The organism is Halomicrobium sp. HM KBTZ05, assembly GCF_041530035.1.
GTDB lineage: Archaea > Halobacteriota > Halobacteria > Halobacteriales > Haloarculaceae > Halomicrobium.
The window spans coordinates 2845917-2872193 of sequence record NZ_CP168057.1; the positions used below are offsets into that span (position 1 = coordinate 2845917).

The window sequence follows — 26277 nt, forward strand, 5'->3', positions numbered from 1 at the left end:
CCGGCCACGGCAAACCTCAAGCGGGGCCGAACCCGTACACGGCCCCGTCCTGTTCGAGGAAGAGGCCGTCACCGGCGACGAGGGGCTGACCGAGCGGATAGAGGTCACTCGGCAAGAGGCCGTCTGGCGAGAGTGACCACAGTTCCTCACCGCTGGCCAGGTCGTAGGCGAAACAGTCGGCGACGTGGGCGGCGTAGACGACGCCGTCGGCGAGGACCGGCACGTGGACCGTCGTGTCGTTGCTGTCGGTGGGCACGACCCACTGGCGGTCGCCGGCCGCGTCGAGGACGTCGACGCGGTTCATCGGTTCGACGTCCGGAAGCCCACCGAGAACGACGTGGTCCGAATCGGCCGTGAGCCACACCTGTGTCGGTGGTTCGTACGTCCAGGCCGTCTCGCCGCTCGCCGCGTCGAGGGCGAAGACGGTCGCGTCGCGCGTCCACGTCGTCGCGTAGACGCGCTCGTCTGCCCCGGCCACATCGACGAAACTCACCTCCGACCAGAGGTCTTCACGCAGCCACTGCTGGCTGCCGTCGCTCAGTGACAGACCGGCGAGTCCCGTCTCCGTGGCGACCACGACCATCTGGTCGGCGACGCCACACAGCGAGTGGGGCCTGTCGAGCGGTCGCCGCCAGCGCGCCTCGTCGGCTCCGGGCCGTCCTGCGACGACCGCGTCGTCGGTGAGGTAGACGAACAGGTCCTCCAGGAGGACGAATCGGTCCTGGTGGGGCGACGATTCGGGATACGGCGTCACGCTGGCCGTCTCCGGCTCCCGTTCGATCCAGCCGTCCGAAAGGAAGAGGTGGTCCGGACCCACGGCGAGCAAGTCGTCGTTCGAGTCGACCGCCGCGCGCCAGCGCTCCGTCCCGCGGCTCGCGTCGAGCGCGACGACGGTGCTACCGCTGGCCACGAACACCGTGTCGTCTGCGATAGCCATCGGTTCGAGGTGACTGTCACCGTCCGAGAACCGCCACCGCGACTCGATGGCCGCGCCCGGACCGCTGCCGCTGGCGGCGTACGCGTGGCCCGGCCCGCCACCGGGCTGATTCCACGTCTCGTCGACGGCGATCGGTTCGTCACTCGTCGGCGCGAGCGGACTGGAGAGCTGGCCCACGCAGCCGGTGGTGCCACCGAGAAGCGTCAGGCCGGTCGCAGCGAGGAACTGACGGCGTTGCATCCGTGCGAACGGGGCCAACGTCTGCCGGTAAGTATCTTCTGTCTGGACGACAACACGCGGCGGGCACGTGTCCCGAAGTCTCTCGTCAGCGCTCGTCGGGCAGCACGTGCAGCCCCTCGCGGTGTTTGAGGACCAGCACCTCGTCGGCGTCGGTGTCGAGGTAGTCGGGCCGGGGGATCGTCTTCGACTCGTAGGTCTCGGGGTCGAGCACCTGGACCGCACGCTCGTCCTCGACGGCGACGAGGGTGGTCCGTTCGGCATCGGCGTCGGTCCCCAGGCGGCGGGCGTCGGGGGCGTTCTCGTCCTCGAAGGACGCTTCGAAGGAGTCGCCCGTCGCGAGGCGCGTCCCCTTGAGGTTGCCCTGTACCGAGCGGACCAGCACCGGACCGTCGCCGTCCTCCGGATCGATCACCTCGCCGGGGCGATAGCGCGGCAGTCGGATCGCGTACGTGACCCGATACACCTCGTTGCCGTCCGTGTCTTCTGTGACCAGCGTCTCGTTGTCGGTGAACGTCCCGCCCAGCTCGGTCGTGATCTGGCGGGCGACTTTCATCCCGATCTTGTTGGTCGAGACCTTGATGTTGACGCCCGCTTCGGGCTCGGAAATTTCGGTGACGAAGGCGTCCCGGTCGCCCGTGGCCTCCATCTCGTCGACGACCTCGTGGGCGATCTCCTTGGCGCGGTCGGCCTCGTCGCCGGTCGGCGTGCGCTCGTCTGCCCGCACCTGCACCGTCGAGGCGTACGAACCGCCCGCGATCTTGCCACAGCGCGTGCAGGTCTGGCGGCTGATCTTGACCGGGACGACCACCTCCTCGGTGACCGGCGTCTCCCGGATGACCCCGGAGAACTCCGCGTGCATCCGGATCGTGTTCTTGTCGACCTGTTCGGGCGCGACCTGCCAGGCGACCGACTGGGCGTCGACGTGGACACCCAGGGCCTCGCTGACCTCGTCGACGGCGATGTCGGTGTAGTCCTCGGCACCCACGTCGACCCAGCGGTTGCCCCGGTGGACGGCACCACACTGGGCACAGACCCGGACCTCGATGCGGTCCGGCGCGTCGACGAGATCGAACTCCTCGAAGTAGCAGGCGTCACAGAGCACGCTGTCGGGGTCGTGCTGGCCCGCGACGCTCGGGCGCTCGCGCTCGTGGTCCGGTATCTCGTCGCCACAGCGCGGGCAGAAAGCTCCGGATCGACTCATTGCGACGCCGTTGGTGGCTGTCGCGGTTAAGTCGTGCGTTCCGGAGTCGGGAGCCGATCTTCAGGCGTTCAGGACCCAGAACCGATAGTTCAGCAGGGCCGCGAACAGGACCCAGACGAGATAGGGAACCAACAGTGCCGCCGCCCGGCGGTCGACCCGATCGAAGGCCCACGTCGTCGGGACGATCAGGACCGCCAGCGCGACGATCACCCCGAGCGCGGCCAGCGGTCGCTGGAGCGTGAAAAAGACCGGCGTCCAGGCGACGTTGAACGCGAACTGGAGGGCAAACAGCCCCAGCGCGACCCGGACGCGACGCTCGTACAGTCCCTCGCTGGCGACCAGATAGACCGCGACGCCCAGCAGGGTAAAGAGCAGCGTCCAGACGACGCCGAAGGCCCAGCCCGGCGGATAGATCGCTGGCTCGACCAGCCCCTCGAACCACGCCGAGTCCGGGCCACCGAGGACGGCCGGGACGCCGCCGACGACGTTGACGAGGACGACGGCCGCCAGTGCCCAGAGGAGATCGCGACGATCGGACCGATCGGGAGCAGCGTCGGCGAGTGACATACAGATAATACAGCCAACAGGAACAAACCAGTTGTGGTCGAATCGGCTCCGTCGGTGTCGTTGCGTGCCAGAAACCGGGAGAAAGCGGCGAAATCCATTCGCAGTCCGTCGAACAACCCTTTTACTCGTCAGCCCCGTAGCACGGGTATGGAGTGGCAAACAGACTGGGGTCTCCGCGCTCGCATGATCCTGACGATGTTCCTGCTGTTCGCGCTGTACATCGTCTTCATCGCGGTGATGACCCAGACTCGCTTCTTCGGTATCGCGATCCTGGGGATGGGCGTGTTCCTGCTCGGACAGTTCTTCTTCAGCGACAAACTGGCGCTGTACTCGATGGGTGCCCGCGAGGTCGAACCCGACGAGTACCCGGAGCTCCACCGCTCGATCGAGCGCCTCGCCCAGCAGGCCGACCTCCCGAAGCCGACGGTCGCCGTCGCCGACTCTCGGGTCCCCAACGCCTTCGCGACCGGCCGCTCGAAGAAGAGTTCGGCCGTCTGCGTGACGACCGGGATCATGGAGACGCTGGACCAGGAGGAACTGGAGGGCGTCCTGGCCCACGAGCTGGCCCACATCAAGAACCGCGACGTGATGGTGATGACCATCGCCTCGTTCCTCTCGACGATCGCCTTCCTCGTCGTCCGGTGGGGCTGGCTGTTCTCGGGCGGGCGAGACCGCGGGGGCAACGGCGGCGCGCCGGTGCTGGTCGCGATCCTCGTCTCGCTCGTGGTGTGGATCGTCTCGTTCCTCCTCATCCGTGCGCTGAGCCGCTATCGGGAGTACGCCGCCGATCGCGGCGGCGCGTCGATCACCGGCAACCCCTCGGCGCTCGCGACGGCGCTGATGAAGATCGACGGCCGGATGGACAAGGTCCCCAAAGAGGACATGCGCGATCAGGCCGAGATGAACGCCTTCTTCATCATCCCGATCAAGTCCGGCTTCGTCGGGAAACTGTTCAGCACGCACCCCTCGACGGAACAGCGGATCGATCGCCTCCAGGATCTGGAGCGCGAGCTGGAACAGCGGTAACTATCAGTTCTACATAACTGTCGGTATTTGAATAGTCGGGAACTGGTCAGAGTACCCACCGAAATCCGAAAGCGGTGAGCAGATTCGTCTTCGAGGTCGCTGCGAAGTTCTCGATAGACAAAGAGAAACTGACGTGCTCTCGAAGCGAGGTCACGGACACCGAACGCTATTCCCCTACTTTCACCACGGATAGCCCGCCTGCACTTCGGTATGTCACAGGCAGGCCGGTCGAACGTCAACTGATGCGCTACTGTTCGGAGACAGTCACAAATGCGAAGCCATACGCAAAGTGCCACTCCTCTCGGACCATCGTGGTGCGACGTGGCGGGGGCGTCCGTGTCGCCGTACGGACCGTCCTCCCGTGACGAACGCCGGTGTGGACGAGACTGGTGACGGTCCCCATCGCCACCATTATTGGCGTCGGCGTCCTTCGATGGACGATGAGTGATTCGCTTAGCCACGGTGTCCTGACACACGACATCGAGTCAGTGTCGGCCGACGAGGTCTCGGCGGACGTGCTCCGGTCCGGACTCGAACACGAGACGAACCTCGTTCGTACTCACGCCGTGCGGGTCGCCGCCGCCGTCGCGGACGACGACCCCGCGACAGTGATCGAACACGCCCCGCAGTTGATCGCCAACCTCGAACACGAGCGGACGAACGTGAAGCTCCACAGCGCGCTGGCGCTGGCCTCGCTCGTCGACGAAGCGCCCGAGGCCGTCGAGGACGCGGTCGGACCGATCGTCGACCTGCTCGATCAGGATCCGCCGATTCTACAGCTGGCGGCCGTCCAGTTCGTGCGCGAGTCGATCACGACGATGCCGCGGGCCTACCGTCCCCACCTCCAGCAACTGGTCGATCGGACGATGGAAGACCCGGCGGTGGATTTCACCGAGGGACGGGCCGGCGAAACGCCGAGCCAGGAGCGAGCGGAGTTCTACCAGAACATCTCGGAAGACGAGACCAAACGCCAGTGGGCGACGCGGGTCGTCACGGCCAACATGATCGCCGAGCTGGCGTCGATCGAACCGGCGGCCGTCGCCGACCACATCCCGACGCTGGTCGGCGTCCTCGACAGCGAGAGCGACGCCGTGGGGGTGTTGACGACGGTCGCGAACATCGTCGCGTCGGTCGCCGAACACGATCCGACGCTCGTCGACGGTGCCGTCGATCCCCTCGTCGAACTGCTGGGTCACCAGGACACGCCCACGGTCAGTACGGCAGTCGCCGCGCTGGGCTTTCTCGCACCGCCAGCCGCGATCGAGCCGCTTCGCGACATCGCTGCGGACGAGCAGCGTGACGAGGACCTGCGCGAACTGGCCAGCGAGACGGCGACGTTCATCGAGGAACAGGCCGACGCCTAGTACTCTTCTACCTCGCGGCGAGTACACGTGTAGAACACGAGGAAGGCAGTCCCACCAGACACCGTCAGCAGGCCGACGTTGACGACCGAGAGGGTGTACGACGCCGTTCCCGGCTGTCCGACCACCAGTCCGAAGATCGCGAGCAAGAGCAAGAAGATGTGGACCATGACGGCGAGCCAGATGTACGACCGGTACGCACACATGGTCCGCCAGAAGGCCTCGAAACGCGCCATGGGAGTGTACTACCGGCGAGTAGACAAGAGTCTTGCTCTGTCCACTGGCATCGGATCACGGGCGTCAAAGAAAAGCGGACCGACAAACCGCTGCTACTGTCAGGTCACCGCCTCACGACCGTAGCGGCGAGGGTCCTGACGGACTGCGCGCAGTATTAGTCCGTCAGTTCCGGGCTCTCCCAGTACTCGTGGTCCTCGTCCTCGCGGAAGCACCGGACGCGCTGGTTCCCCGCGTGGTAGCTCTGTGGGTCTGCCTGCCGGCAGGCTTCTCGGGCCTCCGGACACCGCGTCTGGAAGTTACAGCCCTTCGGCGGATCGACGGGGTCCGGGATGTCGATCTTTCGCATGGGCAGGTCGCCCGCGTCCTGCAGGGAGAGGTCCGGCGTCGCCCACCGGAGGACGTTGGTGTAGGGGTGGTGGGGATCCTGGATCATCGCCTCGGCCGGACCGATCTCTGCGATCTGTCCCAGGTACATCACGCCGATTCGCCCACCGCTGTGGGCGGTGAAGTAGCGAGCGTTCGAGAGGTCGTGGCTGATGAACACGTAGGAGGTGTCGAACTCCTCTTGGAGGTCGAGCATCAGGTCCATCATCTCGACGCGCAGCGACACGTCCAGTGCGCTGATCGCCTCGTCGGCCAGGATCACGTCCGGGTTCATCAACAGCGCCCGGCAGAGGGCCACGCGCTGTTGTTCGCCGCCCGAGAGCTGGTGTGGGTAGCGCTCGGCGAAGTCGGCGGCCGGCGTCATACCCACACGCTCCAAGAGCGCGTAGATGCGTTCGCGCTTCTCCTGTTTCGAGAGGTCCGGGTTGACCTGTCGGAGCGGCTCCGAGAGGATCGAGACCAGCCGGCGGTTCGGGTTCAGCGACGCGCCGGGGTCCTGGTGGATGATCTGCAGCGATTGGCGGATGTCGGCCCACTCGGTGTCGGTGTCGACCTTTCCGTCACGGATGTCCCAGATGTCTTCGCCGCGGTACTTCACCGAGCCGCCGGTGGGTCGCTGGAGACCGATCGAGGTCTTGCCCAGCGTCGTCTTCCCACAGCCGGACTCGCCGACCAGTGCGATCACGTCGCGCTCGTAGATGTCGAGCGAGACGCCGTCGACCGCTCTGACGACCTCGTCTTCGCCACCGAAATCGAGGAGCGACGACTTGTTCTCGAAGTGAACCTCGACGTCTTCGAGGCTCAACACGACTTCGTCACCCGGCATCACTCCTCACCTCCGGAGCGGGCGGCGTCGCCAAGGTTCTCCGAGTAGTTGAGCGAGATTTCGTTTCGTGCGTCCTCCCAGTGGTAGCACGCGGACGCGTGACGATCGCTGATCGACGCGTAGTCCGGTTCCGAGGAGCGACACTGCTCGTCGGCCAGCGGACACCGCGGATGGTACGCACAGCCGTCTGGCACGTTGATCGGTGCCGGCTGTGAACCGGGGATCGGGACCATCTCTTCGATCGGTGCGTCGAGGTTCGGCGTCGAGTTCAGCAGCGCCCGCGTGTACGGGTGGGCCGCATTCCGGACGATCTCTTCGGTCCGTCCGATCTCGACGGGGTGGAAGGCGTACATGATCGCGAGTCTGTCTGCGAGTGCCGCGATGAGCGGGAGGTCGTGCGTGATAAAGACCATCGTCAGGTCGTACTTCTCTTTGAGCTCGCGGAGTAGTCGCAGGATCGAGCGCTGCATGAGCAGGTCCAGCGCCGCCGTCGGCTCGTCCATCACGAGGACCTCTGGCTCCAACACCAGCGACAGGGCGATCAGGGCCCGCTGTTGCATCCCGCCGGACAGCTCGTGGGGGTAGGAGTTCAACACGCGGTCGGGTTCGAGATAGAGGTCCTGGAGCAGTTCGCGAGCGAACTCCAGCCCCTCGTCGACGTCCGCGTCGTGGGCGGACAGCGTCTCCTCGAAGTGCTTCCCGACTCGCATCGTCGGGTTGAACGACGACATCGCGCCCTGGAACACCATCGAGATCTCTTCCCAGCGGAGCTGTCGCAGCTCTTCGGTCGTCAGGTCGAGCACGTCGATCGGCTCGCCCTCACTCGGGTTGTACGTGACCTGTCCGCGCAATATGCCGGGGTCTGGAATCGAGTCCAGCATCGACTCGGCGAGCATCGACTTGCCCGAACCGCTCTCGCCGATGACACCGATCACTTCGTGACGGTGAACGTCCATCGAGACGTGATCGAGGACGTAAGAGTTACCGTCGTCGTAGGTCACCGAAGCGTTCCGGATCTCTACGACGGGATCCTCTGCGTCTGGCTCGCGAGTTTCGACAGTCGTACTGGCCATTTAGACACCCCCCGTGTGGACGACATCGTCATCATCTTCTTCGATCGACTCCGACTCGCCGGCCATCCGAGTGCGAACGCGCGGATTGAAGATCCGGTCGAGCCCCTGGGCGAGCAACACCAGCGAGAGCGACAGCAGGGCGATGGGGATCATCGGAACGATCACCAGATACTCCGAGCCGCTGCCGACGAGTGCGCTGTAGTCGTTGTACGCACTGTCGAGTTGCAGCCCCCAGTTTGCCAGGTCCGCCGGCAACACGCCGAGGTAGTACAGTCCGACGCCTGCGAAGATGCAGTATCGTGCGGCGAACGCGAAGTTGACCAGGATGTACGGCATCAGGTTCGGGATGATGTCTTTCGTCAGAATCCGCCGGGTGCTCACACCCATCGTCCGCGAGGCCTCGACGTACGACTCCTCGCGCAGCGTCAGCACCTGCGACCGGATCGCTCGGCCGAGGCCGGACCAGTAGTTGATCGTGAGGAGGATCCCCACGACAGCCGGGTTCTCGGGCTTGATGGTCACGGCCAGCACCATCACCAGCGGGAGTCCCGGAATCGACATCGCGATGTCCGAGATCGTCGTGATGACGCGGTCGGTCGTGCCGCCCTTGTATCCCGCGACGGTCCCGGTAAAGACCGCGACGAACGTCGAGAAGACCGCACCCGCAGTCACCAGGATCAGCATCGACGGCGTCGCGTGGATGACCTGCGCGAGGAGGTCGGTCCCCGACGGGTTCGATCCCAGCGGTGCGTTCATCGTCTCGAACGGCTTGAGGCTTCGCTCGACCTGGTTGGTGACCGGTGCCGGATACACCCGCGTCCCGACCAGTGCGATGAGGATGAACACGAAGAGGATCACACCGCCGATGAGGGTCCGCGAGTCGTCGAGGGCGACGAGACCCGGCTTGTAGATGAACTCCTCGTAGAAGTCTCGCAGCCGTTCGCTGCGAGACGTTTCGACAGTCGAGGTCTGTGTTTCGAAGACGAACTCTTCTCCGTCCGTGTCTGAGTCAGTATGCTTCACTTGCATCACCCGATTTGACCCGCGGATCGACCCATGAGTAGGTCAGGTCTGCGATCAGCACTGCGATGACGAGAACGATGGTAAACACCAGGAACACGCCCATCAGTATCGAGTAGTCCTGGATTTCGAGCGCGTCGAACATGACGTAGCCGATCCCCCGGTAGGTGAACACCTGTTCGAGGATCACGGAGTTTCCGATGTTGAAGCCGATCAGCGTCAGGAAGCCGGTGTACATCGGCAAGATCGCGTTTCTCGCAACGTACCGCGTCGAGATCCGGCGGTCAGAGAGCCCACGAAGTCTGGCCACACGGACGTAGTCTTCACCCAGCACCTGGATGCTGTTCCCACGCATCGACAGCATCTGGAGCCCGGCCTGGACGACGACGACCGACGCGATCGGCAGCGCCGCGTGGTGTAGCACGTCGATGACGAAGCCGACCGAGAGGCGCACGTCGGTCAGCGCCGTCATCCGGCCACTGGCCGGGAAGAACTTGTTCTCGTAGGCCAGGAACAGCAACAGGATGAACGCGAACACGTAGAACGGGATCGACCCCAGGAGGACACCCACCACCGACGAGACCTTGTCGAACGTCGAGCCTTCCTTGTAGGCCGTCAACGCCCCCCAGACGATCGCGATCGCGAAGATCAGGATCGTCGCCACCGTCATCACGAACACCGTCCACGGGAGCGCTTCGCCGATGAGCTGGAGCACCGGCTCCCCCTCTTTGAGCGATTGGCCGAAGTCCCCCTGAAGCAAGTTCGAGACGTATGCGAAGTACTGCTCGTGGATCGGCGCGTCGATGATGCCGAGTCGTTCTCTGTACACTGCGATCTGGTTATCTATCTCCTCCGGTGTCATGTTCTGGCGAGACAGTTGCCCCCGGAGCTGTACCAGTGGTCCCCCTGGCATCAGTCGAAGGATTCCGAAGGTTAGTGTGATGGCGGCCCACACCGTTAACACGGAGCGAGCTACCCGTTCTGCGTAGTAGCGCATGATGGAGTCCTTACGCTTCACACAAATATGGATTACGGTTCCCGGCGGTTCGTCGAACCGGGTGCCCCCGAGGAAAACGTCAGTTCGTCAACTACGTCGATCGCAGGCTCCCTGTCACGCCGTCGATGCCTGGACCGAGCCTCGCGACGACAGCGGCGTGGCCCCGACCTCCCACCCAGGGGACCGGGCCAGGTAGCTGTCCGTTAGTTACCGTTGTACGTCATCTCGCCCTGGCGCGGGAGCCAGGTGTTGGCGTACTGCACCTGTGCGACTTCGGCGTCTTCGGCCGGCACGTCGAACCGCTTCGAGGAGATGAACGTCTGGTTCAGCCCCTCCTGGATCGGGATCATCGGGAGATCCTGGTTCGAGACCCACAGGAGTTCGAGTGCGAGCTCGGCCTCGGTCTCGCTGTCGGAGGTGGTTCCGAGCGTCCCGACGTCCTCGACGGGGTTGACCGTCAGCTCGCCGGAGCCGTCGAGTGCCGGAACGGTGATGTCGGCTTCGTTGCCGTTGCGGGCCTCGACAGCAGCCGGATAGGCGTAGCCGTTGGGACGAAGTGTCGCACCGGGATCGACCATCTGGTGGCGCAGGTTGTGGTACGGGTGAGCAGCACGCGCGAACGCCGCCGTCCAGTACTCGGCGGTCGCGTCGAAGTTTCCGTTCGCCCAGCGACCGTCGGAGCCACCGAGTTCGCCGAACGGCACTGTCGAGAAGCTCACGTCCATCCCGGCGGCGTTGAGCTGGTCGGCCACGGACTCCATCGCGGTGACCCAGTCGGACCAGCCACCGGGCGCGATGAGCTCGAAGGAGAGGGTGTTGCCGTCCTCGTCCTCCCAGACGTCGTCGCCGTTGCGGCTGTAGCCAGCCTCCTTGAGTACACTGGCTGCCTGCTCAACCTCACTGGACTCACGACCGTACGTCTCGAACTTCTCCATGGAATCGCCGAGCCAGTTCTCGAGTTGGGCGTTGGGCAGTGCCGTGGGGACGCGCGGAGCGACCTTGGTCCGCGGGTCGGAGTTGGCTGCGACCTGCGTCCGGTCCATGGCGTACGCGATCGCCTGACGGACCGCGCGTCGACCCAGGTGATCGTGGTTGTGGTTGGGGATCAGCCCGACGCCGCCGTTGCGGGGCGTGCGGTACTCGTTCACCGCGTCGGGCAGGTCCGAGACGACGTTGCCCGGCGTGTAGATGGTGAACATGCTCTCGATGTTGCCCGAGAGCAGCGCCTGGTGGATCGCCGTGTTGCCGTCGAAGTACTGGAACGCGTACTCTTTGAAGTTGACGTTGTCCGCGTTCGGGTGATCGGCGTGACGCTCCGTGAGGATCACCTGCTCGTCGGCCTCGCCGTACTGGAAGATTCCGTTGCCGATCGGCTCGTCGTCGACGAACTCGGTCAGTGCCGAGGTGCCGTCTGCCTCCTGGACCTCGGAAAGAATGTCACCGTAGCGGGAGTGTTTGGTGGCGAGTCGGTTCTCCATCACGGAGAACTCGATCAGCGACGGGTTGATGTCGCCCTCGATGGTGATGGCGACGGTCCGCTCGTCGATCTCCTCGACGTCGCTGCCCCAGTCCCAGATCGAGCTACCGGACTCGCGGTCGAGTCGCAGATAGGTGGCCAGGTCCTGGGCGGTGACCGGCTCGCCGTCGTGCCAGGTCGCACCCTCCTGAAGCACCATCTCGAAGGCGTCGCCCGTGTACTCCCACTCCTCGATGATCGCGGGCTCGTACTCGCCAGTGGCGTAGTTGAACTCCGCGAACGGATCGAAGATGAGCTCGTTCGAGATCTGTGCCGTGTTCTGGCCCCAGGGGTTGAACTGGATGTCTGCGGGCGAGAGGTTCGTCCCGCTGAGGTGACGAACGTCGGCGACCTCCATCGAGTCGTCTTCGGTCGACATGTCGTCGTCTTCGGTCGACGTGTCGTCGTCCCCACCCTCGTCGGCCGGCGTACTGTCATCCGTACCCTCCGAGCCGTCACAGCCGGCAAGTGCAGCAGCACCTGCCGCGCCTGTCAGCGCGACGAACCGGCGGCGGCTAAGAACGTCTTTGTAGTCGTTGGACTTGTCTGCCATATCCACGTTATCCCGCGTCGTTGTCTGATAATAAAGGTTTTGGATAATTCTACACAGGGGGTTCAGATAAGGATTTAAAGAAGTTAGCTAACCTTTTTTCGGCCTATGTCGGAAAACCCGAGCCTCAACGTGCATGTCGAACAGATGGTATTGATCCACACACTGAACAGCGGGTGGCTCGCAGACGGCAACGTCTGCCAAGCTATGACGAACTCAGCTGTGTGGATTTCATACAATATTGATGCAGGGAGAAGCAGTCAACCGGTGAGCAGGCACCACAGCCAGAGACATGCCAGCGTCGCCGAGATACCGACGAAAGTGCTTCTCTTCGAGGATTCAGACCCGATACACGATCGAGGACTTCGACGGCGAACGCCGGCTAGCATCTGAGATCGGACCGTCGGCGTACCGGTGTGAGCGAGTCTATTGCGATAGGCAGCCAAGACCATCACTATCGATGTTGAACGAGACACCAATCGACAGCAATTCGTTGTGGGTTCGACTGATAGGGGATCGTTCGACTATCGTCCACCTATGACCGGAGCAGAGCGTCTCTCGATAGGTGTTGCGCGATCAGTACGGGAGAGTAACAAGGGAATCAGAGAGCACCGGGAGTGCGCTGGTAGCCCCGACGGGAGATGATTCAGCTGTTGTCCGATTAAATCCGCTTCACAGACCCCGACGAGAAGGTCTGCGTATTCGTACGACGGTCGTCGAAGACCTGGTCTCGTACTACCCGAACAGTGTCTGGGCGGCTGTATTATCACTTTTCTATACCATCTCACATCTTGAATGTTTGGCGGACAGCCAGAGTCACGCGCGTGAGACGTCGGTGCTGATACTGTCAGATGTGAATCTGCAAACGACTTACCACCCCACATCGGAGAATATCTTCGTGGACCGAAGCTAACAGTACGGGGCCACGTACGCGCGCCGATCGGACCGAAACGCACCTCGACCGGCTCGAACTGAGAGAGCAGCGATGTCGTCGGCCGTCCATCCCCGAACGTGATCGGCAGTTCAGAGCTGCGAAGCTGACAGTGCGGGCAGCGGGGTAGAGATTCGGCGAGACACGAGAGACGCGGGCTCCCGAACCCTGTTTCGGTTGAGTATCTCTGTGAGAGTGTTTCCCCTAAGATTCCTGATCGTTTCTATATAGCGGCGATGGTCTCGGCACGACTGTCTGTCGGCATTTTCGATCATGGGGTTCATCTGCGAGTTCGACCGCAGTGACCCACTCAACGCCTTTGCTGTGCGTTGTTGGTCGTTCACACGCCCCGTGTTCCCTGTTGACTTTCGCCATAGAAAACACACGCTGGATATGTCCTGAATAACTGGCATACATATACTATCAAGAAACGCCGGGCGGAAGAGTAATAGTAGTACAATTGTTATTGCTATCAGAGATCGCTACATCGGCGGCCGAACTCTGAGGACGACTTCCCTCGAGAGCGAGTCTCGACGGACCTGAGAAGCGTGTCGGCCACCCGGAAACGTCGTACAGTCCACTCGTCCAGCAGTGAAAAAATCCGTTATACGGGATATCCCGAGGTCCTAATAACCAGGGACCGTAGATTCTTCCAGTAGGCGGTAACCCAGACAGTGGGAAACACACGTCGGCTGGAGTGGTCCGACGCAGCCGTGTATTGTGCGAAAGATCGTGTACTTGTTCTCTAATAGTGAACAGCTGGCGAGGATAACACTGGTGCTCTCGACACGGGCGTCGGGCGGTGCATCGTGACCACCCTTCACCGAACCGCGGCCGTCGATGCCTGTATCCGTCTCGCGAAGTAGCGTATGAGAATTTGAGTTATCAACGATCCTATTTGTAGAGATATTATCCCATGATATACTCGTTTAGCCCTACCTATATCCGTAATTCTATATTTGGTAGAGTTTTGGACCAAGTGGTACCATCAATCAGTCATATAAGATTTATATTGTCTATTCACACACCAGAATGGGAGATTTCGATCGGTGTGCTGGATGGCCCCGTTCTACAACACATAAGAGCACACGTCCCCACGGGACGTGTATGGGACTGCTGGACGGACTCAAGAGCATCCTCGGGACGAAGGCCGAAGCCGACGCAACTCGGGACGCCGACCCGGAAGACCTCTTCGGGATGTCGACGGCCTACGTCACGATGGAGGCCGACCTGGGCTACGCCCCGACCGGCGACGCCGCGCTGTGTTTCGCCGACGTCGACAACACCGACTTTCAGGACGCCATGGCGGAGGTCGAGGCGATCCTCGAAGCCGGCGAAGTGGATACGGGAACGACGGCCGACTTCACGACCGACGAACACGGCTACGACTGGATCGTTCTCCACGACGACGGCTTCGAGGATCTGGTCACGTCGATCCACTTCGCCGCCGACACGCTGATCGAGGCACGGTACGGATCTCGGCTCCTGGCTGCGGTCTTCGCCTTCGAGCGCGAACGCGACGGACAGCTCGTCTACTGGGTGTACTCCTTCCGTCGGGGCGCGTACTACCCGTTCGCACCGAAAGACGACACGGACCACGAACGGGACGCCAGCGCCGAGTTCAAACTGGACTCGAACCTCGACGGAGAGCTGACTGTCGAATCGGACAAGGAGTACTGGTATCCGCTGTGGCCCGACCGGCCGGGGAACCACCCGTGGGAGTGACGCCAGTGCCTGACGGCGTCGCGGTCTCGGACCACGTCTCGCTGTCGGAGCCAGCGGCGATCGACGCCGACGCCACGCCCGGCGTCTACCGCGTGGTCGGAACCGGCGACGGGACGGTGACGCTCCTCCGGGTCGCCGACGCGGACGCGTGCCGCGAGCACACCGGAGAAGTGTTCACTGTCGACCGCGACGATCTCACCGCGTTCGAACCGGCCGACGACCCCGATGGCAACCGCCCAGTCGGTGAGCGACTCCGGGACGGTCTCGACACGCTCGGCTGGCAGCTCCGGACGTTCGCCGGCTCGCTGGCCGACAGTCCCAGCCGTTCGACCCTCGCGGGGGCCGTCCTGCTCGTCGGGCTCGTCGGCGAGCAGTTCGTGTCCGCGCCCGAGTGGGTCTTTTCGGTCGCGGTGTTCGCGGGGAGCCTCTCGCTCGCCGCGCTCGGCTCGAATCTACTGTAGCCCGTACCCAGCCACTACCCTAACGGTGGTAATCTATATCCACCTGATCTCTAATATCGGAAAGCTATTTGTACATACCTCTGCAACGCGGTATAGGATGACACGAAAGACGACAATCTTGTTCATCGCACTCCTGCTCGTGTTCGGCGGCGGGACGGTCGCGTATCTGGTCCAGACCGACGGCGGAAGCGTCGACACCAGAGACGTGCGCTTTGCCGCTCCGGACGGACAGATGATCCACGGGACCCTGTACGTCCCGCCCGGTGCCAGTGCCGACAACCCCAGTCCGGGAGTCGTCGCGACCCACGGCTACATCAACACCCGGGAGACACAGTCACCGTTCGCCATCGAGTTCGCGCGTCGCGGGTTCGTCGTCCTGGCGATCGATCAGGCCGGTCACGGCCACTCCGATCCGCCAGCGTTCGGAAACGGCTTCGGCGGCCCGCCAGCCCTGTCGTACATGCGGTCGCTGGCGTTCGTCGACGACGACAACGTCGGGCTCGAGGGGCACTCGATGGGCGGCTGGGCCAGCGTCGCGGCGGCCCAGAGCGACCGCGACGGCTACGAGTCGGTCGCGCTGGTCGGCTCCTCGACGGGGAACTCGGGCGTCGCCGAGGGCAACGCGACCTTCCCGCGCAACACGGCCGTCGTCTTCAGCGAGTACGACGAGTTCTCGATGCTGATGTGGGGTGTGCCCCACGCCTCGAACGTCGAGCGAAGCGAGAAGCTCCAGACCTTGTTCGGTACTGACGAGCCCGTCGAAGAGGGGCGGACCTACGGGAGCCTCGAAGACGGAACCGCTCGCCGTCTGTACACCCCGGCGACGACCCATCCCGGCGACCATCTCTCGACGACCGCCGTCGGCGACGCGGTCGAGTGGATGCAGGTGACGCTGGACGGCGAGGACGAACTGCCGCCGGGCAACCAGATCTGGTGGCTCAAAGAACTGGGAACGCTGGCCTCGCTGCTCGGTGGGGTCCTCTTCCTGTTCCCCTTCGGCGCGATGGTCCTCTCGGACCGGCGCTTCTCGGAGCTCCGTCGGACGGTACCCGAGCCGGCCGGCGTCGAGGGGCGGAGCTGGTACGGCGCGGTCGCGGTGGCCGCACTCGTCCCCGTGGTGACCTACTTCCCGCTGAACCTCGTCGGCCAGGGGTTCGTCCCGATCAACTGGCTGTTCCCCCAGCAGGTCACCAACGGGGTGATGGTGTGGGCCCTGGGGAACGGTCTGATCGTCGCCGGGCTGGTCGGCGCGTGGCACTACCGATCCGACCGTGACTCGCTCGCGCGCTACGGGTTCGACACGGACGGCTGGCGAACGGTCGCCCGGTCGGCCGTCGCGGCGGCGACGATCGTCAGCGGCTTCCTCGGTACGCTCGGAGCCGTTGGCTACCTCTTTGGCACCGACTTCCGGTTCTGGGTGTTCGCGATGAAGCTCCCGACGCCCACGCAGTTCCGGATCGCGCTGGTGTACCTGGTGCCGTTGACGCTGTTCTTCCTCGCACTGGAGCTGCTACTACACGGTCAACTCCGAACGGGTGACCGCTCCTTCCGGGAGGCACTGGCCCACAACTGGATCGCCGTCGTCGGCGGGTTCGTCCTGCTCCTCGCGGTGCAGTACGGCGTTCTCCTGACGGGGAGTCCGTTGCCCGTCGTCCAGCCGCTCCTGACGGTGCTGGCGTTCCAGTTCGTCGCCCTGCTCTCGATCGTCACCGCCGTCTCCACGTACTTCTTCCGGCGGACCGGCCGCGTCTGGGTCGGCGCGTTCGTCAACAGTCTGCTCGTGGCGCTGGTCCTCGTCGCGGGGACCGCGACGCACGCGCCGCTGTAGCCGTCCGGTCGGCTCTCTTTTGGCCGTCCGTTCCCGACGACGAACCGCTGCTCTCGTTTGAACGTTCGCATCGACTGTCGAGTGGCCCGTCGCCGGCAGCCACTTTCACTTTCACTCCCCTGTTAACGGAGGTTTATTACCCCCGACGCACAAGCCCCGTGTATGTCCACATCAGAGGACCTCGAAGAGCTGCCGGGCGTCGGTCCGGCCACAGCGGAGAAGCTCAAAGACAACGGCTTCGACGGCTATCAGGGGATCGCCGTCGCCTCTCCCGGCGAGCTGTCGAACACGGCCGACATCGGCGAGTCGTCGGCCGCCGACATCATCCAGGCCGCCCGAGAGGCCGCCGACATCGGCGGGTTCGAGACCGGCGCGACCGTCCTGGAGCGTCGCGAACAGATCGGGAAGCTCACCTGGTCGGTCTCGGAGGTCGACGACCTGCTGGGCGGTGGCATCGAGACCCAGTCGATCACCGAGGTGTACGGCGAGTTCGGGGCCGGCAAGTCCCAGGTCACCCACCAGATCTCCGTGACCGTCCAGCTACCGGCCGAGCACGGCGGTCTGGAGGGCAGCGCGATCTTCGTCGACTCCGAGGACACGTTCCGGCCCGAGCGGATCGATCAGATGGTGCGTGGCCTCGACGACGACGTTCTCGAAGACACGATGGTCCTGCACGGGATCGTCGAAGAAGCGGGCGACGCCGACGCGGGCGACGAAGAACTGCTCGAAGCGCTCGTCGAGTCCGTCCTCGACAAGATCCACGTCGCGAAGGCGTTCAACTCCAACCACCAGATCCTGCTGGCAGAGAAGGCCCAGGAGATCGCCAGCGAGAGCCAGGACGACGAGTTCCCCGTCCGCCTGCTCTGTGTCGACTCGCTGACGGCTCACTTCCGTGCCGAGTACGTCGGCCGTGGCGAACTGGCCGACCGCCAGCAGAAGCTCAACAAGCACCTCCACGACCTGATGCGCGTCGGCGACCTCAACAACACCGCCGTCGTCGTCACCAACCAGGTCGCGGCCAACCCCGACTCCTTCTTCGGCGACCCCACCCAGCCCATCGGCGGGAACATTCTGGGCCACACGTCGACGTTCCGCATCTACCTCCGGAAGTCCAAGGGGAACAAGCGGATCGTCAAGCTCGTCGACGCGCCGAACCTCCCGGACGGCGAAGCGGTCATGCGCGTCGAAGAGGGCGGCCTGATGGACGAGTAACGCACGGCGACGCCCGCCGTTCGAGACCGGCCCCCGCGATGCGGTGAGAACACTCACCACGACCCCTTCGTTTCCCCTCGAACCCGCCGCCGTCCCGCGTCTTTCGCGCGTCTGACGCACCGCGGTGAAAGTGAAATCGGTCCAGAAGAACCACAAGACGGCAGTCGATCTCTAGTCGAAACGAGGGGGTTCGTGACGTGAGAGCGTCTCACGTCCGTCGAATCAAGCCGCCGACCGAACGGGCGGCAGCATTTTGTGGGATGGTGACGTACCACGCGGTATGAAGTTCGTCATCGTCGGCTACGGTCGGGTCGGGACGCGGACGGCACGCATCCTGGACAGCGAGGGCCACGCCGTCGTCATCGTCGAGAACGACCTCGACAAGGCCGATCGGAGCGCGGAGGAAGGGTTCGAGACGGTCCGGGGCGACGGCAACGACGAGTCCGTCCTCGAAGCGGCGGGGCTGGACGACGCCGACGCCATCGCGGGGCTGACCGGCGACCTCAACACCAACTTCGCGGCCTGCATGGTCGGCAAGGAACACGGCTGTCGAACCGTCCTCCGGATCGACGCCGACTACCGGGAAGAGATCTACGAGAAGTACGCCGCCGACGTCGACGAGATCGTCTACCCCGAGCGGCTGGGTGCGGCAGGTGCGAAGACCGCGCTGCTGGGCGGAAACTTCAACGTCCTGGCAGACCTCACCGAACAGCTCTCGGTCGCCAGCGTCACCGTCCCCGACGGATCGCCCGTCGTCGGCGAGCGCGTCGTCGCGCTCGATCTCCCCGGCGACGCGCGGATCTACGCCCACGGGAGCGACCGGGAACCCATGACGATCCCGCTCCCACGGACGAAGCTGGCAGCCGGCGACACCGTCGCAGTCATGGCCAGTCCCGAGACGCTCGACGACGTGCGAACGTCGCTCAAGGGCACGTAGTCTACCGCTCTCGACCAGCGGCGTCGGCAGCGCTGGCGGCCAGGCGCGCTACCCGGAGCGGTTCCGGCCGTCCGCCCTCGGGCGTGAACGCGCGAACGACCTCGCCGGCCCTCTCCTCGTCGATGCCGACACTCCGGACGTACACCGTTCCGTCTGCGACCGAGACCGGACGACGCTCTGGCTGAGCACGATAGATCGCCAGCCGATCCTCCGCGACCACAGGATCGTCGAACCCGCCCCGGATCGCCGATTCGAGGCCCTCGCTCGCCTCGTAGGTGATCGAACAGACCGGGAGCCCGGTGGCGTCGTGGAGTTCGGCGAGATCGACGACGTTGAACCACGCGGGCGCGATGCCAGAGACCAGCAGGTACCGAACGTCCTCGCGGTCGAGCCGGTCGACCATATCGGCGATCTCGGCGGTCGCGTCGCTCCCACCGACCGTGCAACTGCCGAAAACGAATCCGTCGACGACCCGGCTGGCGCGGACGACGACGCCCGCCAGCGTACTCGTCGACCCGCGATACGACTCTGCGACGCCCAGCGCGCGGACGCCGGCTTTCATCTCGAAGTCACTCCCGAGTCTGCAGGCTGTCGATTACGTGTTCTCGCCTTTGATGTCGTCGAGCCGATCCAGTAGTTCGTCGTTCGAGGCCGTAAACTCGAACTCCACGTCACCGTCGTGCTCGTTTTCCGAGGTGGACAGTCCATCCTCGTCGTCGTACTCTGTGTCGTACTCCTGGTTGTCTTGTTCGGATTCGTCGTAGCTCCCAAACCCCATACATGTAACCATTATAGATTCCCCGTGATAAATCACTCGGCGGTTTTGCCGCTACCGCCACAGAACACGACAGTGAGGCTATAAGAAGCCGCCGTGGTACGGCTGTCACCGCCTCGGGAGATGCCCTCTCACCCGGTAGTCGGCAGTCTGAAACACGAGCCACCCCTATCGGGAACGATGGCAGTCTACACCGTCACCGACGGCGCAGAGACGTTCACCTGCAACGCCTATCTGGTCACGGGCGAACGGACGACGCTGGTCGACGCCGGTGCGTACGCCGGCGTCGTGGACGCGATCAGAGACCACGTCGACGAACTCGATCGGGTCGTCTTGACCCACCAGCACGGCGACCACGTCGCGGAGCTGGCCGCCGTCCTCGACGCGTTCGACCCCGAGCTGTACGCCTACGGCGAGCACCCGCGACGAGATCACGCGCTCGCCGACGGCGACACCGTCACGGTCGGCGACCACGACTGTACGGTCGTGTACACGCCGGGCCACGCCGACGACCACGTCTCGCTGGTCTCCGAGACGGCGCTGTTCTCCGGCGACGTGGTCGTCCACGACGACGGCGCGTTCGACGACGGGAGCTTCGGCCGGACCGACGCCCCCGATCAGTCTCGCGAGCGGCTCATCGAGTCGATTCGGGACCTCCTCGACCGACTCCCCGCGTCGGTCGGGGCGATGTACGCCGGCCACGGCAGCGTCTTCGAGGGCGACGTGCGAGCGGTCGTCGAACGCGCGCTCGAACGGGCAGAGCGCCGAGAGCCGAAGTACCCAGACGAGTAGCGAGAAGTCCCCCACGGCTGCGAGCGGTCGCGAAGACCGCTCTCGTTGATTGTCGGGACGGACGGGCAGTCGGCAGTGTCACTCGAACACTCGACCGAGGACGTACAGCCCGGCACCCACGACTGCGAGCGGCGCGTGGACGACGCTGGTCACGCCGTCCCGGACGATTTCGAGTCGGCTGGACAGGCCGTCGGTGACGGGGACGATCTCGATCCCGAAGCCGACGGACGCGAGCGAGCCGACGTCGCGGGGGGCGGCCGCGACGAACATCGCCGTCGTGCCGAGCACGACCAGCAGGAGGGTCGTGTGCGTCCCCGTCCAGTTGGGGAGCGCGTCGGTGAGGCGGACTACGATCCCGAAGACCACCGGCACGGCGATCGCGGCGGCAGTCACGGCCAGGGGCGGTGCGGTCGCGAACGCGACGATCGAGACGATCCCACCCGCGACGAGGACGACCGTGACGCCCATGAACTTCAGCGAGAAGCCGTCGTGGAGCCGCAGCGTCCAGGTACAGGCCAGCGCGGTCGTCATGATGTAGGCGATCCGGTGGGCGATCGTCAGGACACCGTCGGCGAAGCCACTCGCGGCGTAGACGAACTGCAGCGCCAGCAAGACGGCGAGGACGCCGAGCGCCTCGACGACGCTGACGCCCGGGAAGCCCGGTCTGGTCTGCTCTGTGGCAGTGTTGCTCATCGCTTCGGCGTCCACTGCGTGGGGCCGACGTAAGTCTCTGTGGGATCTGGTTTCAGCGCGTCGGCTCGCGGACGAAAGAGAGGGGTGGGTTGCGGTGTCCGGGCGCGCTCGGGAGGATGGGAGACTGAATGTACAGTCGGTGTGCGCGCCCGTGTCGACGGGTCAGGACGACCGTACATAAATACCCGTCAGACGGGCGTTCGACGGCGGCGTAGTCCGTGGGTTTTTCTCTCGCGCGTGCCTCCCCTCGAACATGACCTGGGCGGCACTCTTCGAGCGAGCGACGGCGTACGAGACGAGCGTCGAGAGCGTGCGTTCGGCACTGGAGGAGCGACGCCGTGGCGGGTGAGTCGACCCGAATCGTGGCCGACGCCGACGTACTCGCCGCGGACCTCCTCGTCGGTGGGGACGCCCGCGCCGCGCTCGATCACGTGCGCCGGCACGACTGGGTGACGCTGGTCGCCAGCGTCCCGCTGCTGGACGACGCCGAGGCGGTGATCGCCGATCTCGCAGACGCCTCGCTGGCCAGCGACTGGCGCGAGCGCGTGAGGACGGCGTGTCACTGCGTCGAGCACCCGCCCGACGACCATCCGGGGCTGGCCGCCGCCTACCGCGGCGAGGCCACGCACCTGCTGTCGTACGACGACACGCTCCGGTCGGCCAGGACCGGACTGTCGATCCAGCCCCACGCCGACCTCAGCGTCCGTCCGCCGGACGCGTTCGCCCGGCTGTTCGACCCCGCGGCGGTGTACGAGGCGACCCACGACGGCGACTACCCCGGACCGGACAGCGACCCGCGAGCGTAGGTCGCCGTCAGCGGTTCCCGTTGACGAGCCGGCTCCCCCACCGCTGGAGTGGGCGCGGGACGAACGAGAGCAGCCCCACGAGGACGGTCATCGCCAGCCCCGGCACGACGACGGCCTCGCCGCGCTGGAGTCCCCGGTATCCCGCCCGCGCCACCCGTTCGGGCGTGTCACAGAGGGTACGACCGACCGCCGAGTCGCCCATCCCCGCCCGCTCCTGGAACTCCGTCTCGGTCGGGCCGGGACACAGCACCGTCACGTCGACGGCGCTGTCCCGATGTTCGGCCGCCAGTGCCTGGGAGAAGCTGTTGACGTAGGCCTTGCTGGCGTAGTAGCCAGCCATGTACGCACCGGGGACGAAGCCCGCGACCGAGCCGACGTTGAGCACCTGCCCGGCGTCCCGGCCGTCGAGAAACTTGCGGGTCAGTTCGACGAGCACCGAGACGTTGAGCCGGAGCTGTGTCCGCTCCTCGTCGGGGTCGCTCTCCGCGAAGGGGCCGTGCGTGCCGACACCGACGTTGTTGACCAGCGTCTGGACGGCGATGCCACGGTCCGCCAGCGTCGCCCACAGCCGATCGGGCGCGTCGTCCGCCGCCAGATCCATCGCGACGACGTGAGTCGTGACCCCGTAGCGTTCGAGGTCGGCCGCGAGTGATTCGAGGCGGGCCGCCCGGCGGGCCACGAGAACGAGGTCGTGTCCGTGGCGGGCGAACTCCCGGGCCAGCGCCGCACCGATCCCGGCGCTGGCACCCGTGATCAGCGCCGTCCCGGCCGTCTCCCGTTCGCTGGTCACGCGTCACCCACTCCAGGGCCGTCGCTCGCGTGCAGCGATGGTCGACGGGACCGGTGGGTGTAGGCTCGCTCGTTAGCCATCGATCCGACCCGTCGTCTCGACCCACTCGGCGAACGTCGAAAGCGCCCGGCCCCGGTGGCTGACGGCGTTTTTCCGCTCGGTGTCCATCTCGGCGAAGGTCGCCCCGTCGTGTTCGAAGATCGGGTCGAAGCCGAAGCCGCCGTCCCCTCGGGGCGCGACGATCGTCCCGGGGACGCGCCCGCGGAACAGCTTCACCGGGAGCGCCGCACCGTCGACTTGCGCGTCGGTGGTCGCTCCGCCCCGCTCGTCGGCAGCCAGGTCGTGTCCGCGCCGGTCGTCGTGATCGACGGAGCTGGGTGCAGCCTCGAAGCCGTCGCCGTCGCAGTAGGCGACGACGGTCTCGAAGGCGGCGCTGTGGTCGTCTTCCGGTTCGGTGAGTCGCCAGACCCGCTCGATGCCGAGTCGGTCTTCGACGTACGACGAGTACGGGCCGGGGAACCCATCGAGCGCGTCGACGAACAGACCGGAGTCGTCGACGATGACCGGCTCACCGACCGCCCGGTAGGCCTCGCGTGCGCCGTGGGCAGCGACGGCGGCGAGGTCGTCGCCCTGCACCTCGGTGTAGTCGAAGTCGAACTGCTCGACCGTCTCCGCGCCCAGGTACTCCCTGGCTTCGTGGACCTTCCCGGGGTTGGTCGTGACGAACTTGAGCATACCGCGAGTCGGGCGAGGACGGGAAAATAGCCGTCGATGTTCGCGACTCAGTCGACGACGACTTCGACCGCTTCGTCCTCGGCGTCTGGCTCCTCCTCGATGCCGCCCTGCTCTTGCCAGACCAGTGCGCCGACGACCGCGAGGACGACCCAGGAGCGCCAGTTGGCGAGGTTCAGCGAGTACCCGATCCCGAACGGTTTCTCGACGAGCATCGAGTCGCCGGGTTGCCAGTACGAAGACAGCATCCGTCGAACGCTCGGGCGTTCGAAGTTGTACGGCACTCCGAAGAGTTCGCCGGACTGTGGTTTGTCGGCCATGGAATCCGGTACGGCACGCCGCGTTAAGTCGTTTTTCCTCGCTCAGCCCAGCAGTGAGGTGACGGGGCCGTCGAAGTTGATGATCACGGCCTGGGCCCGGTCGCCGAACACCGCCTTGCCGGTCGGGGACCGTTGGTCGCCGGTGAGAAACACGTGGTCGATGTCGTTGTCCGCGGCGGCTTCGAGGATGCGGTCGGCCTCGGTTTCGGCCTGTCCGATGCGTCCCGCGAGGACGTCCCACTCGACGTCGTAGTCGCCGACGACCTCCTCGACGACCGCCGCCGCCTCCTGGTGAACGTCGTCCATGATCACGCTGTCGTCGTAGCTCGTGTGTTCCTCCTCGGCCACGGCGTCGAGCGAGTCGCGTTTCTCTTCGAACGCCTCGTGAGTGAGCAAGGAGAGCACGTGGAGTCGCGCGTCTGCGCCACCGGCCAGCTGCGCGGCCTCGGTCAACAGTTCGCGACCGCGTTCGTCCGTATCGAGTACGACGAGTGCGTCGTCCATGTCAGGAGCGATCTGGCGGAGCCCACTTAATTTTCACTGGTATCGGCCGCGATCTTCGATCGCGTCGAGACGGTCGAGGACGGTGTCGTCGCGCTCGCTTGCGGTCCGGTAGGCCTCGGCCACGGCGGCCCGGAGCCGCTCGGCGTCGTCGGTGGTCCCGGCCAGCGACTGATCGAGGACGTGCAGGTCCATCGCGTGGTCCTCGGTGTCTCGCGTGTAGTAGCCCAGTCCGAAGTCGATGAGGAAGACGCCGGGGTCGCCCTCCCCGACGCGGACGTTCCGCGTCGTCGGATCGCCGTGGACGAAACCGGCGTCGTGGATCGCAGCGAGGTGCCGGCCGACCGCCCGGACCCGCTCCTCGGTCAGCCCGTCGCGCAGTTCTCGCCGGCCGACCCGCTGGAAGACGATCCGGGCGTCCCGTGGGTCCACGTCGTAGATCACCGGCGTCGGAACGCCGTGCCGGCGGGCCTCGCTGGTGAGGCGGGCCTCCTGTCTGGTGCGCTCCGAACGCAGTCGTTCGTCCAGTTTCGGGTGGCGATACGAACGGGGACGGCGCTCCTTGATCACGCGGTCGCCCTCGAAGCGGACGAGCGCCTCGGCCCCCTGAATCTCGTCGGCGTCGCCGCCAACGCGAGCGACCGGTTCGCCCGCGTCCCAGGTCACCTCGACCTGATCGGGTCGGAAGTCCGAGTCGATGCCGGAGTCGGGTATCGACAGCGTGTCGCCGGCCGCGTACATCCGCGCGCCCAGAATCGCGATCATCCCGGCGTTGTCCCGGAGAAAGCGGGGCTCGGGCGCGTAGAACTCCGCACCGCGCTGTGTACACATCTCCGCGAGCATCGAGCGGAGACGCTCGTTCTGGCCGACGCCGCCCCCGAGGACGAGTTCGTCGGCGTCGGTCAGCGAGAGGGCGCGCTCGGCGACTTCGGTCAGCATCGCGAAGATCGTCTCCTCGAGTCCGCGACAGACGTCTTCGACCGGCGTACCGCGGTCGGTTGCCTGCTTGGCGGCGGACATGATCCCCGAGAAAGAGAAGTCCATCCCCTTGACCACGTAAGGAAGATCGACGTACGTCCCGCGGGTCGCGTGGTCTTCGACCTTGGGACCGCCGGGATGAGACCAGCCGACGTGGCGCGTGAACTTGTCGAGAGCGTTGCCGACGCCGGTGTCCATCGTCTCGCCGAGCACGCGATATCGTCCCGAGCGGTACCCGAGGACGTGCGCGTTGGCACCGGAGGCGTTCAGGCAGATAGGCGAGGAAAACCCCGAGAAGTAGCGCCCGACTTCGAGGTGTGCGACCATGTGGTTGACGCCGACCAGCGCCACGTCGAACCGCTGTGCGACCGCCCGCGCCGCCGTCCCGACGATCCGCAGGCACGGTCCCAGGCCGGGGCCACGCGAGAAGGCGACGGCGTCGATTGGCGGGCCGGTCTCCGTGTCGGGCGCTCGCTCGCGGGCGTGTTCGAGCGCGCGCTCGACGACGGCTGGAATCGCCTCACCCATGTGTTCTGCGGCCTCGCGGGGGTGGATGCCGCCGCTGTCGGGCTGGTAGGCGTCGGTCTCGATGAAGACGTGGTCGTCACTGGCGGCTGCCGAGGGATCTCGAAGCTCACTGTCGTCCGCCTCGAAGATCGCAGCACTGGCTGCCCAGGCTGTGCCTTCGATGCCGAGAACGCGCATTGTGAAGCCGCTATGCGGGCGTTACTCCCACTCGGTGTAGCCGCACTTGCCGCAGTGTTTGCGGTCGTCGTGCTCGGCGAGGAAGGTGTCGCCACACCGGGGGCACTGCTCGCGTTCGATCTGACCGTCGTCGCTGTAGTACTCGTGACGGGCCAT

Annotated in this window: 27 protein-coding genes; 9 read left to right on the forward strand and 18 right to left on the reverse strand. The window is 65.2% G+C overall.

Annotated features, from left to right (window positions below):
- Window positions 1–16 precede the first annotated feature (16 nt).
- The 3 genes from ACAH01_RS14810 to ACAH01_RS14820 all read right to left on the reverse strand — a co-directional run bounded on the left by ACAH01_RS14810 (window position 17) and on the right by ACAH01_RS14820 (window position 2945).
- Window positions 17–1177 (reverse strand): PQQ-binding-like beta-propeller repeat protein, encoded by a 1161-nt coding sequence (locus ACAH01_RS14810; protein WP_372479706.1) that lies wholly within the window; start codon window positions 1175–1177, stop codon window positions 17–19.
- Window positions 1178–1262: 85 nt separating this feature from the next.
- Window positions 1263–2378 carry a 60S ribosomal export protein NMD3 gene (locus ACAH01_RS14815; protein WP_372479707.1) on the reverse strand — a complete coding sequence of 372 codons (1116 nt, stop codon included), beginning with the start codon at window positions 2376–2378 and terminating at the stop codon, window positions 1263–1265.
- Window positions 2379–2438: 60 nt separating this feature from the next.
- A complete protein-coding gene (locus tag ACAH01_RS14820; RefSeq protein ID WP_372479708.1) occupies window positions 2439–2945 on the reverse strand; it encodes a TspO/MBR family protein in 507 nt (168 codons plus the stop codon).
- 147 nt (window positions 2946–3092) lie between these two features.
- Between ACAH01_RS14820 and htpX the strand changes: the two genes are divergently transcribed.
- Window positions 3093–3971, forward strand: coding sequence for a zinc metalloprotease HtpX (gene htpX / locus ACAH01_RS14825; RefSeq protein WP_372479709.1), 879 nt, complete (start codon window positions 3093–3095; stop codon window positions 3969–3971).
- A 440-nt stretch (window positions 3972–4411) separates the two neighbouring features.
- A complete protein-coding gene (locus ACAH01_RS14830) occupies window positions 4412–5335 on the forward strand; it encodes a HEAT repeat domain-containing protein (protein WP_372479710.1) in 924 nt (307 codons plus the stop codon).
- Here ACAH01_RS14830 and ACAH01_RS14835 read toward each other — a convergent pair.
- From ACAH01_RS14835 to ACAH01_RS14860, 6 genes are all read right to left on the reverse strand, one after another.
- Window positions 5332–5568 carry a hypothetical protein gene (locus tag ACAH01_RS14835; RefSeq protein WP_372479711.1) on the reverse strand — a complete coding sequence of 79 codons (237 nt, stop codon included), beginning with the start codon at window positions 5566–5568 and terminating at the stop codon, window positions 5332–5334. The genes ACAH01_RS14830 and ACAH01_RS14835 overlap by 4 nt on opposite strands.
- 155 nt (window positions 5569–5723) lie before the next feature.
- Entirely contained in the window at window positions 5724–6779 is a 1056-nt protein-coding gene (locus ACAH01_RS14840; protein WP_153552334.1) for an oligopeptide/dipeptide ABC transporter ATP-binding protein, read from the reverse strand.
- Complete coding sequence (locus ACAH01_RS14845; protein WP_372479712.1) at window positions 6779–7852, reverse strand: ABC transporter ATP-binding protein; 1074 nt, start codon at window positions 7850–7852, stop codon at window positions 6779–6781. Before ACAH01_RS14845 ends, ACAH01_RS14840 begins: the two co-directional genes overlap by 1 nt.
- Window positions 7853–8875 carry an ABC transporter permease gene (locus tag ACAH01_RS14850; RefSeq protein WP_372480812.1) on the reverse strand — a complete coding sequence of 341 codons (1023 nt, stop codon included), beginning with the start codon at window positions 8873–8875 and terminating at the stop codon, window positions 7853–7855.
- Window positions 8862–9869 (reverse strand): ABC transporter permease, encoded by a 1008-nt coding sequence (locus ACAH01_RS14855; RefSeq protein WP_372479713.1) that lies wholly within the window; start codon window positions 9867–9869, stop codon window positions 8862–8864. Before ACAH01_RS14855 ends, ACAH01_RS14850 begins: the two co-directional genes overlap by 14 nt.
- 203 nt (window positions 9870–10072) lie before the next feature.
- Entirely contained in the window at window positions 10073–11938 is a 1866-nt protein-coding gene (locus tag ACAH01_RS14860) for an ABC transporter substrate-binding protein (protein WP_372479714.1), read from the reverse strand.
- Window positions 11939–13973: 2035 nt separating this feature from the next.
- Here ACAH01_RS14860 and ACAH01_RS14865 point away from each other — a divergent pair.
- The 5 genes from ACAH01_RS14865 (at window position 13974) to ACAH01_RS14885 (ending at window position 19029) form a co-directional block, all read left to right on the forward strand.
- Window positions 13974–14591 carry a hypothetical protein gene (locus ACAH01_RS14865; RefSeq protein WP_170093364.1) on the forward strand — a complete coding sequence of 206 codons (618 nt, stop codon included), beginning with the start codon at window positions 13974–13976 and terminating at the stop codon, window positions 14589–14591.
- A gap of 5 nt (window positions 14592–14596) precedes the next feature.
- Window positions 14597–15052: a hypothetical protein gene (locus tag ACAH01_RS14870; protein ID WP_255317999.1), complete on the forward strand. Its 456-nt coding sequence runs from the start codon at window positions 14597–14599 to the stop codon at window positions 15050–15052.
- 97 nt (window positions 15053–15149) lie between these two features.
- Window positions 15150–16880, forward strand: coding sequence for an alpha/beta hydrolase (locus ACAH01_RS14875; RefSeq protein WP_372479715.1), 1731 nt, complete (start codon window positions 15150–15152; stop codon window positions 16878–16880).
- 162 nt (window positions 16881–17042) lie between these two features.
- A complete protein-coding gene (gene radA / locus ACAH01_RS14880; RefSeq protein WP_153552327.1) occupies window positions 17043–18092 on the forward strand; it encodes a DNA repair and recombination protein RadA in 1050 nt (349 codons plus the stop codon).
- Between the two features lie 280 nt (window positions 18093–18372).
- Window positions 18373–19029: a TrkA family potassium uptake protein gene (locus ACAH01_RS14885; RefSeq protein WP_153552326.1), complete on the forward strand. Its 657-nt coding sequence runs from the start codon at window positions 18373–18375 to the stop codon at window positions 19027–19029.
- A gap of 1 nt (window position 19030) precedes the next feature.
- On the opposite strand, the gene ACAH01_RS14890 is transcribed toward ACAH01_RS14885, so the two are convergent.
- Together ACAH01_RS14890 and ACAH01_RS14895 are read right to left on the reverse strand one after the other, a co-directional pair.
- Window positions 19031–19591 carry a DUF99 family protein gene (locus tag ACAH01_RS14890; RefSeq protein WP_372479716.1) on the reverse strand — a complete coding sequence of 187 codons (561 nt, stop codon included), beginning with the start codon at window positions 19589–19591 and terminating at the stop codon, window positions 19031–19033.
- Window positions 19592–19624: 33 nt separating this feature from the next.
- Window positions 19625–19807, reverse strand: coding sequence for a DUF5786 family protein (locus ACAH01_RS14895; RefSeq protein WP_018257335.1), 183 nt, complete (start codon window positions 19805–19807; stop codon window positions 19625–19627).
- Between the two features lie 177 nt (window positions 19808–19984).
- Here ACAH01_RS14895 and ACAH01_RS14900 point away from each other — a divergent pair, with 177 nt between their 5' ends.
- Entirely contained in the window at window positions 19985–20596 is a 612-nt protein-coding gene (locus ACAH01_RS14900) for an MBL fold metallo-hydrolase (protein WP_170093360.1), read from the forward strand.
- A 78-nt stretch (window positions 20597–20674) separates the two neighbouring features.
- Here ACAH01_RS14900 and ACAH01_RS14905 read toward each other — a convergent pair whose 3' ends face one another.
- Window positions 20675–21289: a hypothetical protein gene (locus ACAH01_RS14905; protein WP_153552323.1), complete on the reverse strand. Its 615-nt coding sequence runs from the start codon at window positions 21287–21289 to the stop codon at window positions 20675–20677.
- 338 nt (window positions 21290–21627) lie between these two features.
- Between ACAH01_RS14905 and ACAH01_RS14910 the strand changes: the two genes are divergently transcribed.
- Window positions 21628–22095 (forward strand): hypothetical protein, encoded by a 468-nt coding sequence (locus ACAH01_RS14910; RefSeq protein WP_372479717.1) that lies wholly within the window; start codon window positions 21628–21630, stop codon window positions 22093–22095.
- Between the two features lie 7 nt (window positions 22096–22102).
- Here ACAH01_RS14910 and ACAH01_RS14915 read toward each other — a convergent pair whose 3' ends face one another.
- From ACAH01_RS14915 to ACAH01_RS14940, 6 genes are all read right to left on the reverse strand, one after another.
- On the reverse strand, window positions 22103–22885 hold the full coding sequence (locus ACAH01_RS14915) for an SDR family oxidoreductase (protein ID WP_170093358.1): 783 nt from the start codon (window positions 22883–22885) through the stop codon (window positions 22103–22105).
- Window positions 22886–22957: 72 nt separating this feature from the next.
- Window positions 22958–23620, reverse strand: coding sequence for a non-canonical purine NTP pyrophosphatase (locus ACAH01_RS14920; protein ID WP_153552320.1), 663 nt, complete (start codon window positions 23618–23620; stop codon window positions 22958–22960).
- A gap of 47 nt (window positions 23621–23667) precedes the next feature.
- The gene (locus ACAH01_RS14925) at window positions 23668–23937 is read right to left on the reverse strand and encodes a DUF5808 domain-containing protein (protein WP_015762147.1); all 270 of its coding nucleotides are present in this window, start codon (window positions 23935–23937) and stop codon (window positions 23668–23670) included.
- Window positions 23938–23979: 42 nt separating this feature from the next.
- Window positions 23980–24441 carry a universal stress protein gene (locus ACAH01_RS14930; RefSeq protein ID WP_170093357.1) on the reverse strand — a complete coding sequence of 154 codons (462 nt, stop codon included), beginning with the start codon at window positions 24439–24441 and terminating at the stop codon, window positions 23980–23982.
- 33 nt (window positions 24442–24474) lie between these two features.
- Window positions 24475–26121 carry a bifunctional N(6)-L-threonylcarbamoyladenine synthase/serine/threonine protein kinase gene (locus ACAH01_RS14935; protein ID WP_372479718.1) on the reverse strand — a complete coding sequence of 549 codons (1647 nt, stop codon included), beginning with the start codon at window positions 26119–26121 and terminating at the stop codon, window positions 24475–24477.
- A 21-nt stretch (window positions 26122–26142) separates the two neighbouring features.
- On the reverse strand, window positions 26143–26277 hold the full coding sequence (locus ACAH01_RS14940; protein ID WP_015762144.1) for a 30S ribosomal protein S27ae: 135 nt from the start codon (window positions 26275–26277) through the stop codon (window positions 26143–26145).

Bases quoted from the DNA above. Each gene is read 5' to 3' on its own strand.
- ACAH01_RS14860 (WP_372479714.1), bottom strand. From the start codon at position 11,938: ATGGCAGACAAGTCCAACGACTACAAAGACGTTCTTAGCCGCCGCCGG.
- ACAH01_RS14925 (WP_015762147.1), bottom strand. From the start codon at position 23,937: ATGGCCGACAAACCACAGTCCGGCGAACTCTTCGGAGTGCCGTACAAC.
- ACAH01_RS14930 (WP_170093357.1), bottom strand. From the start codon at position 24,441: ATGGACGACGCACTCGTCGTACTCGATACGGACGAACGCGGTCGCGAA.
- ACAH01_RS14895 (WP_018257335.1), bottom strand. From the start codon at position 19,807: ATGGGGTTTGGGAGCTACGACGAATCCGAACAAGACAACCAGGAGTAC.
- ACAH01_RS14840 (WP_153552334.1), bottom strand. From the start codon at position 6,779: ATGCCGGGTGACGAAGTCGTGTTGAGCCTCGAAGACGTCGAGGTTCAC.
- ACAH01_RS14820 (WP_372479708.1), bottom strand. From the start codon at position 2,945: ATGTCACTCGCCGACGCTGCTCCCGATCGGTCCGATCGTCGCGATCTC.
- htpX (WP_372479709.1), top strand. From the start codon at position 3,093: ATGGAGTGGCAAACAGACTGGGGTCTCCGCGCTCGCATGATCCTGACG.
- radA (WP_153552327.1), top strand. From the start codon at position 17,043: ATGTCCACATCAGAGGACCTCGAAGAGCTGCCGGGCGTCGGTCCGGCC.
- ACAH01_RS14900 (WP_170093360.1), top strand. From the start codon at position 19,985: ATGGCAGTCTACACCGTCACCGACGGCGCAGAGACGTTCACCTGCAAC.
- ACAH01_RS14845 (WP_372479712.1), bottom strand. From the start codon at position 7,852: ATGGCCAGTACGACTGTCGAAACTCGCGAGCCAGACGCAGAGGATCCC.
- ACAH01_RS14875 (WP_372479715.1), top strand. From the start codon at position 15,150: ATGACACGAAAGACGACAATCTTGTTCATCGCACTCCTGCTCGTGTTC.
- ACAH01_RS14830 (WP_372479710.1), top strand. From the start codon at position 4,412: ATGAGTGATTCGCTTAGCCACGGTGTCCTGACACACGACATCGAGTCA.
- ACAH01_RS14920 (WP_153552320.1), bottom strand. From the start codon at position 23,620: ATGCTCAAGTTCGTCACGACCAACCCCGGGAAGGTCCACGAAGCCAGG.
- ACAH01_RS14890 (WP_372479716.1), bottom strand. From the start codon at position 19,591: ATGAAAGCCGGCGTCCGCGCGCTGGGCGTCGCAGAGTCGTATCGCGGG.
- ACAH01_RS14855 (WP_372479713.1), bottom strand. From the start codon at position 9,869: ATGCGCTACTACGCAGAACGGGTAGCTCGCTCCGTGTTAACGGTGTGG.
- ACAH01_RS14885 (WP_153552326.1), top strand. From the start codon at position 18,373: ATGAAGTTCGTCATCGTCGGCTACGGTCGGGTCGGGACGCGGACGGCA.
- ACAH01_RS14905 (WP_153552323.1), bottom strand. From the start codon at position 21,289: ATGAGCAACACTGCCACAGAGCAGACCAGACCGGGCTTCCCGGGCGTC.
- ACAH01_RS14865 (WP_170093364.1), top strand. From the start codon at position 13,974: ATGGGACTGCTGGACGGACTCAAGAGCATCCTCGGGACGAAGGCCGAA.
- ACAH01_RS14835 (WP_372479711.1), bottom strand. From the start codon at position 5,568: ATGGCGCGTTTCGAGGCCTTCTGGCGGACCATGTGTGCGTACCGGTCG.
- ACAH01_RS14810 (WP_372479706.1), bottom strand. From the start codon at position 1,177: ATGCAACGCCGTCAGTTCCTCGCTGCGACCGGCCTGACGCTTCTCGGT.
- ACAH01_RS14815 (WP_372479707.1), bottom strand. From the start codon at position 2,378: ATGAGTCGATCCGGAGCTTTCTGCCCGCGCTGTGGCGACGAGATACCG.
- ACAH01_RS14935 (WP_372479718.1), bottom strand. From the start codon at position 26,121: ATGCGCGTTCTCGGCATCGAAGGCACAGCCTGGGCAGCCAGTGCTGCG.
- ACAH01_RS14940 (WP_015762144.1), bottom strand. From the start codon at position 26,277: ATGGCCCGTCACGAGTACTACAGCGACGACGGTCAGATCGAACGCGAG.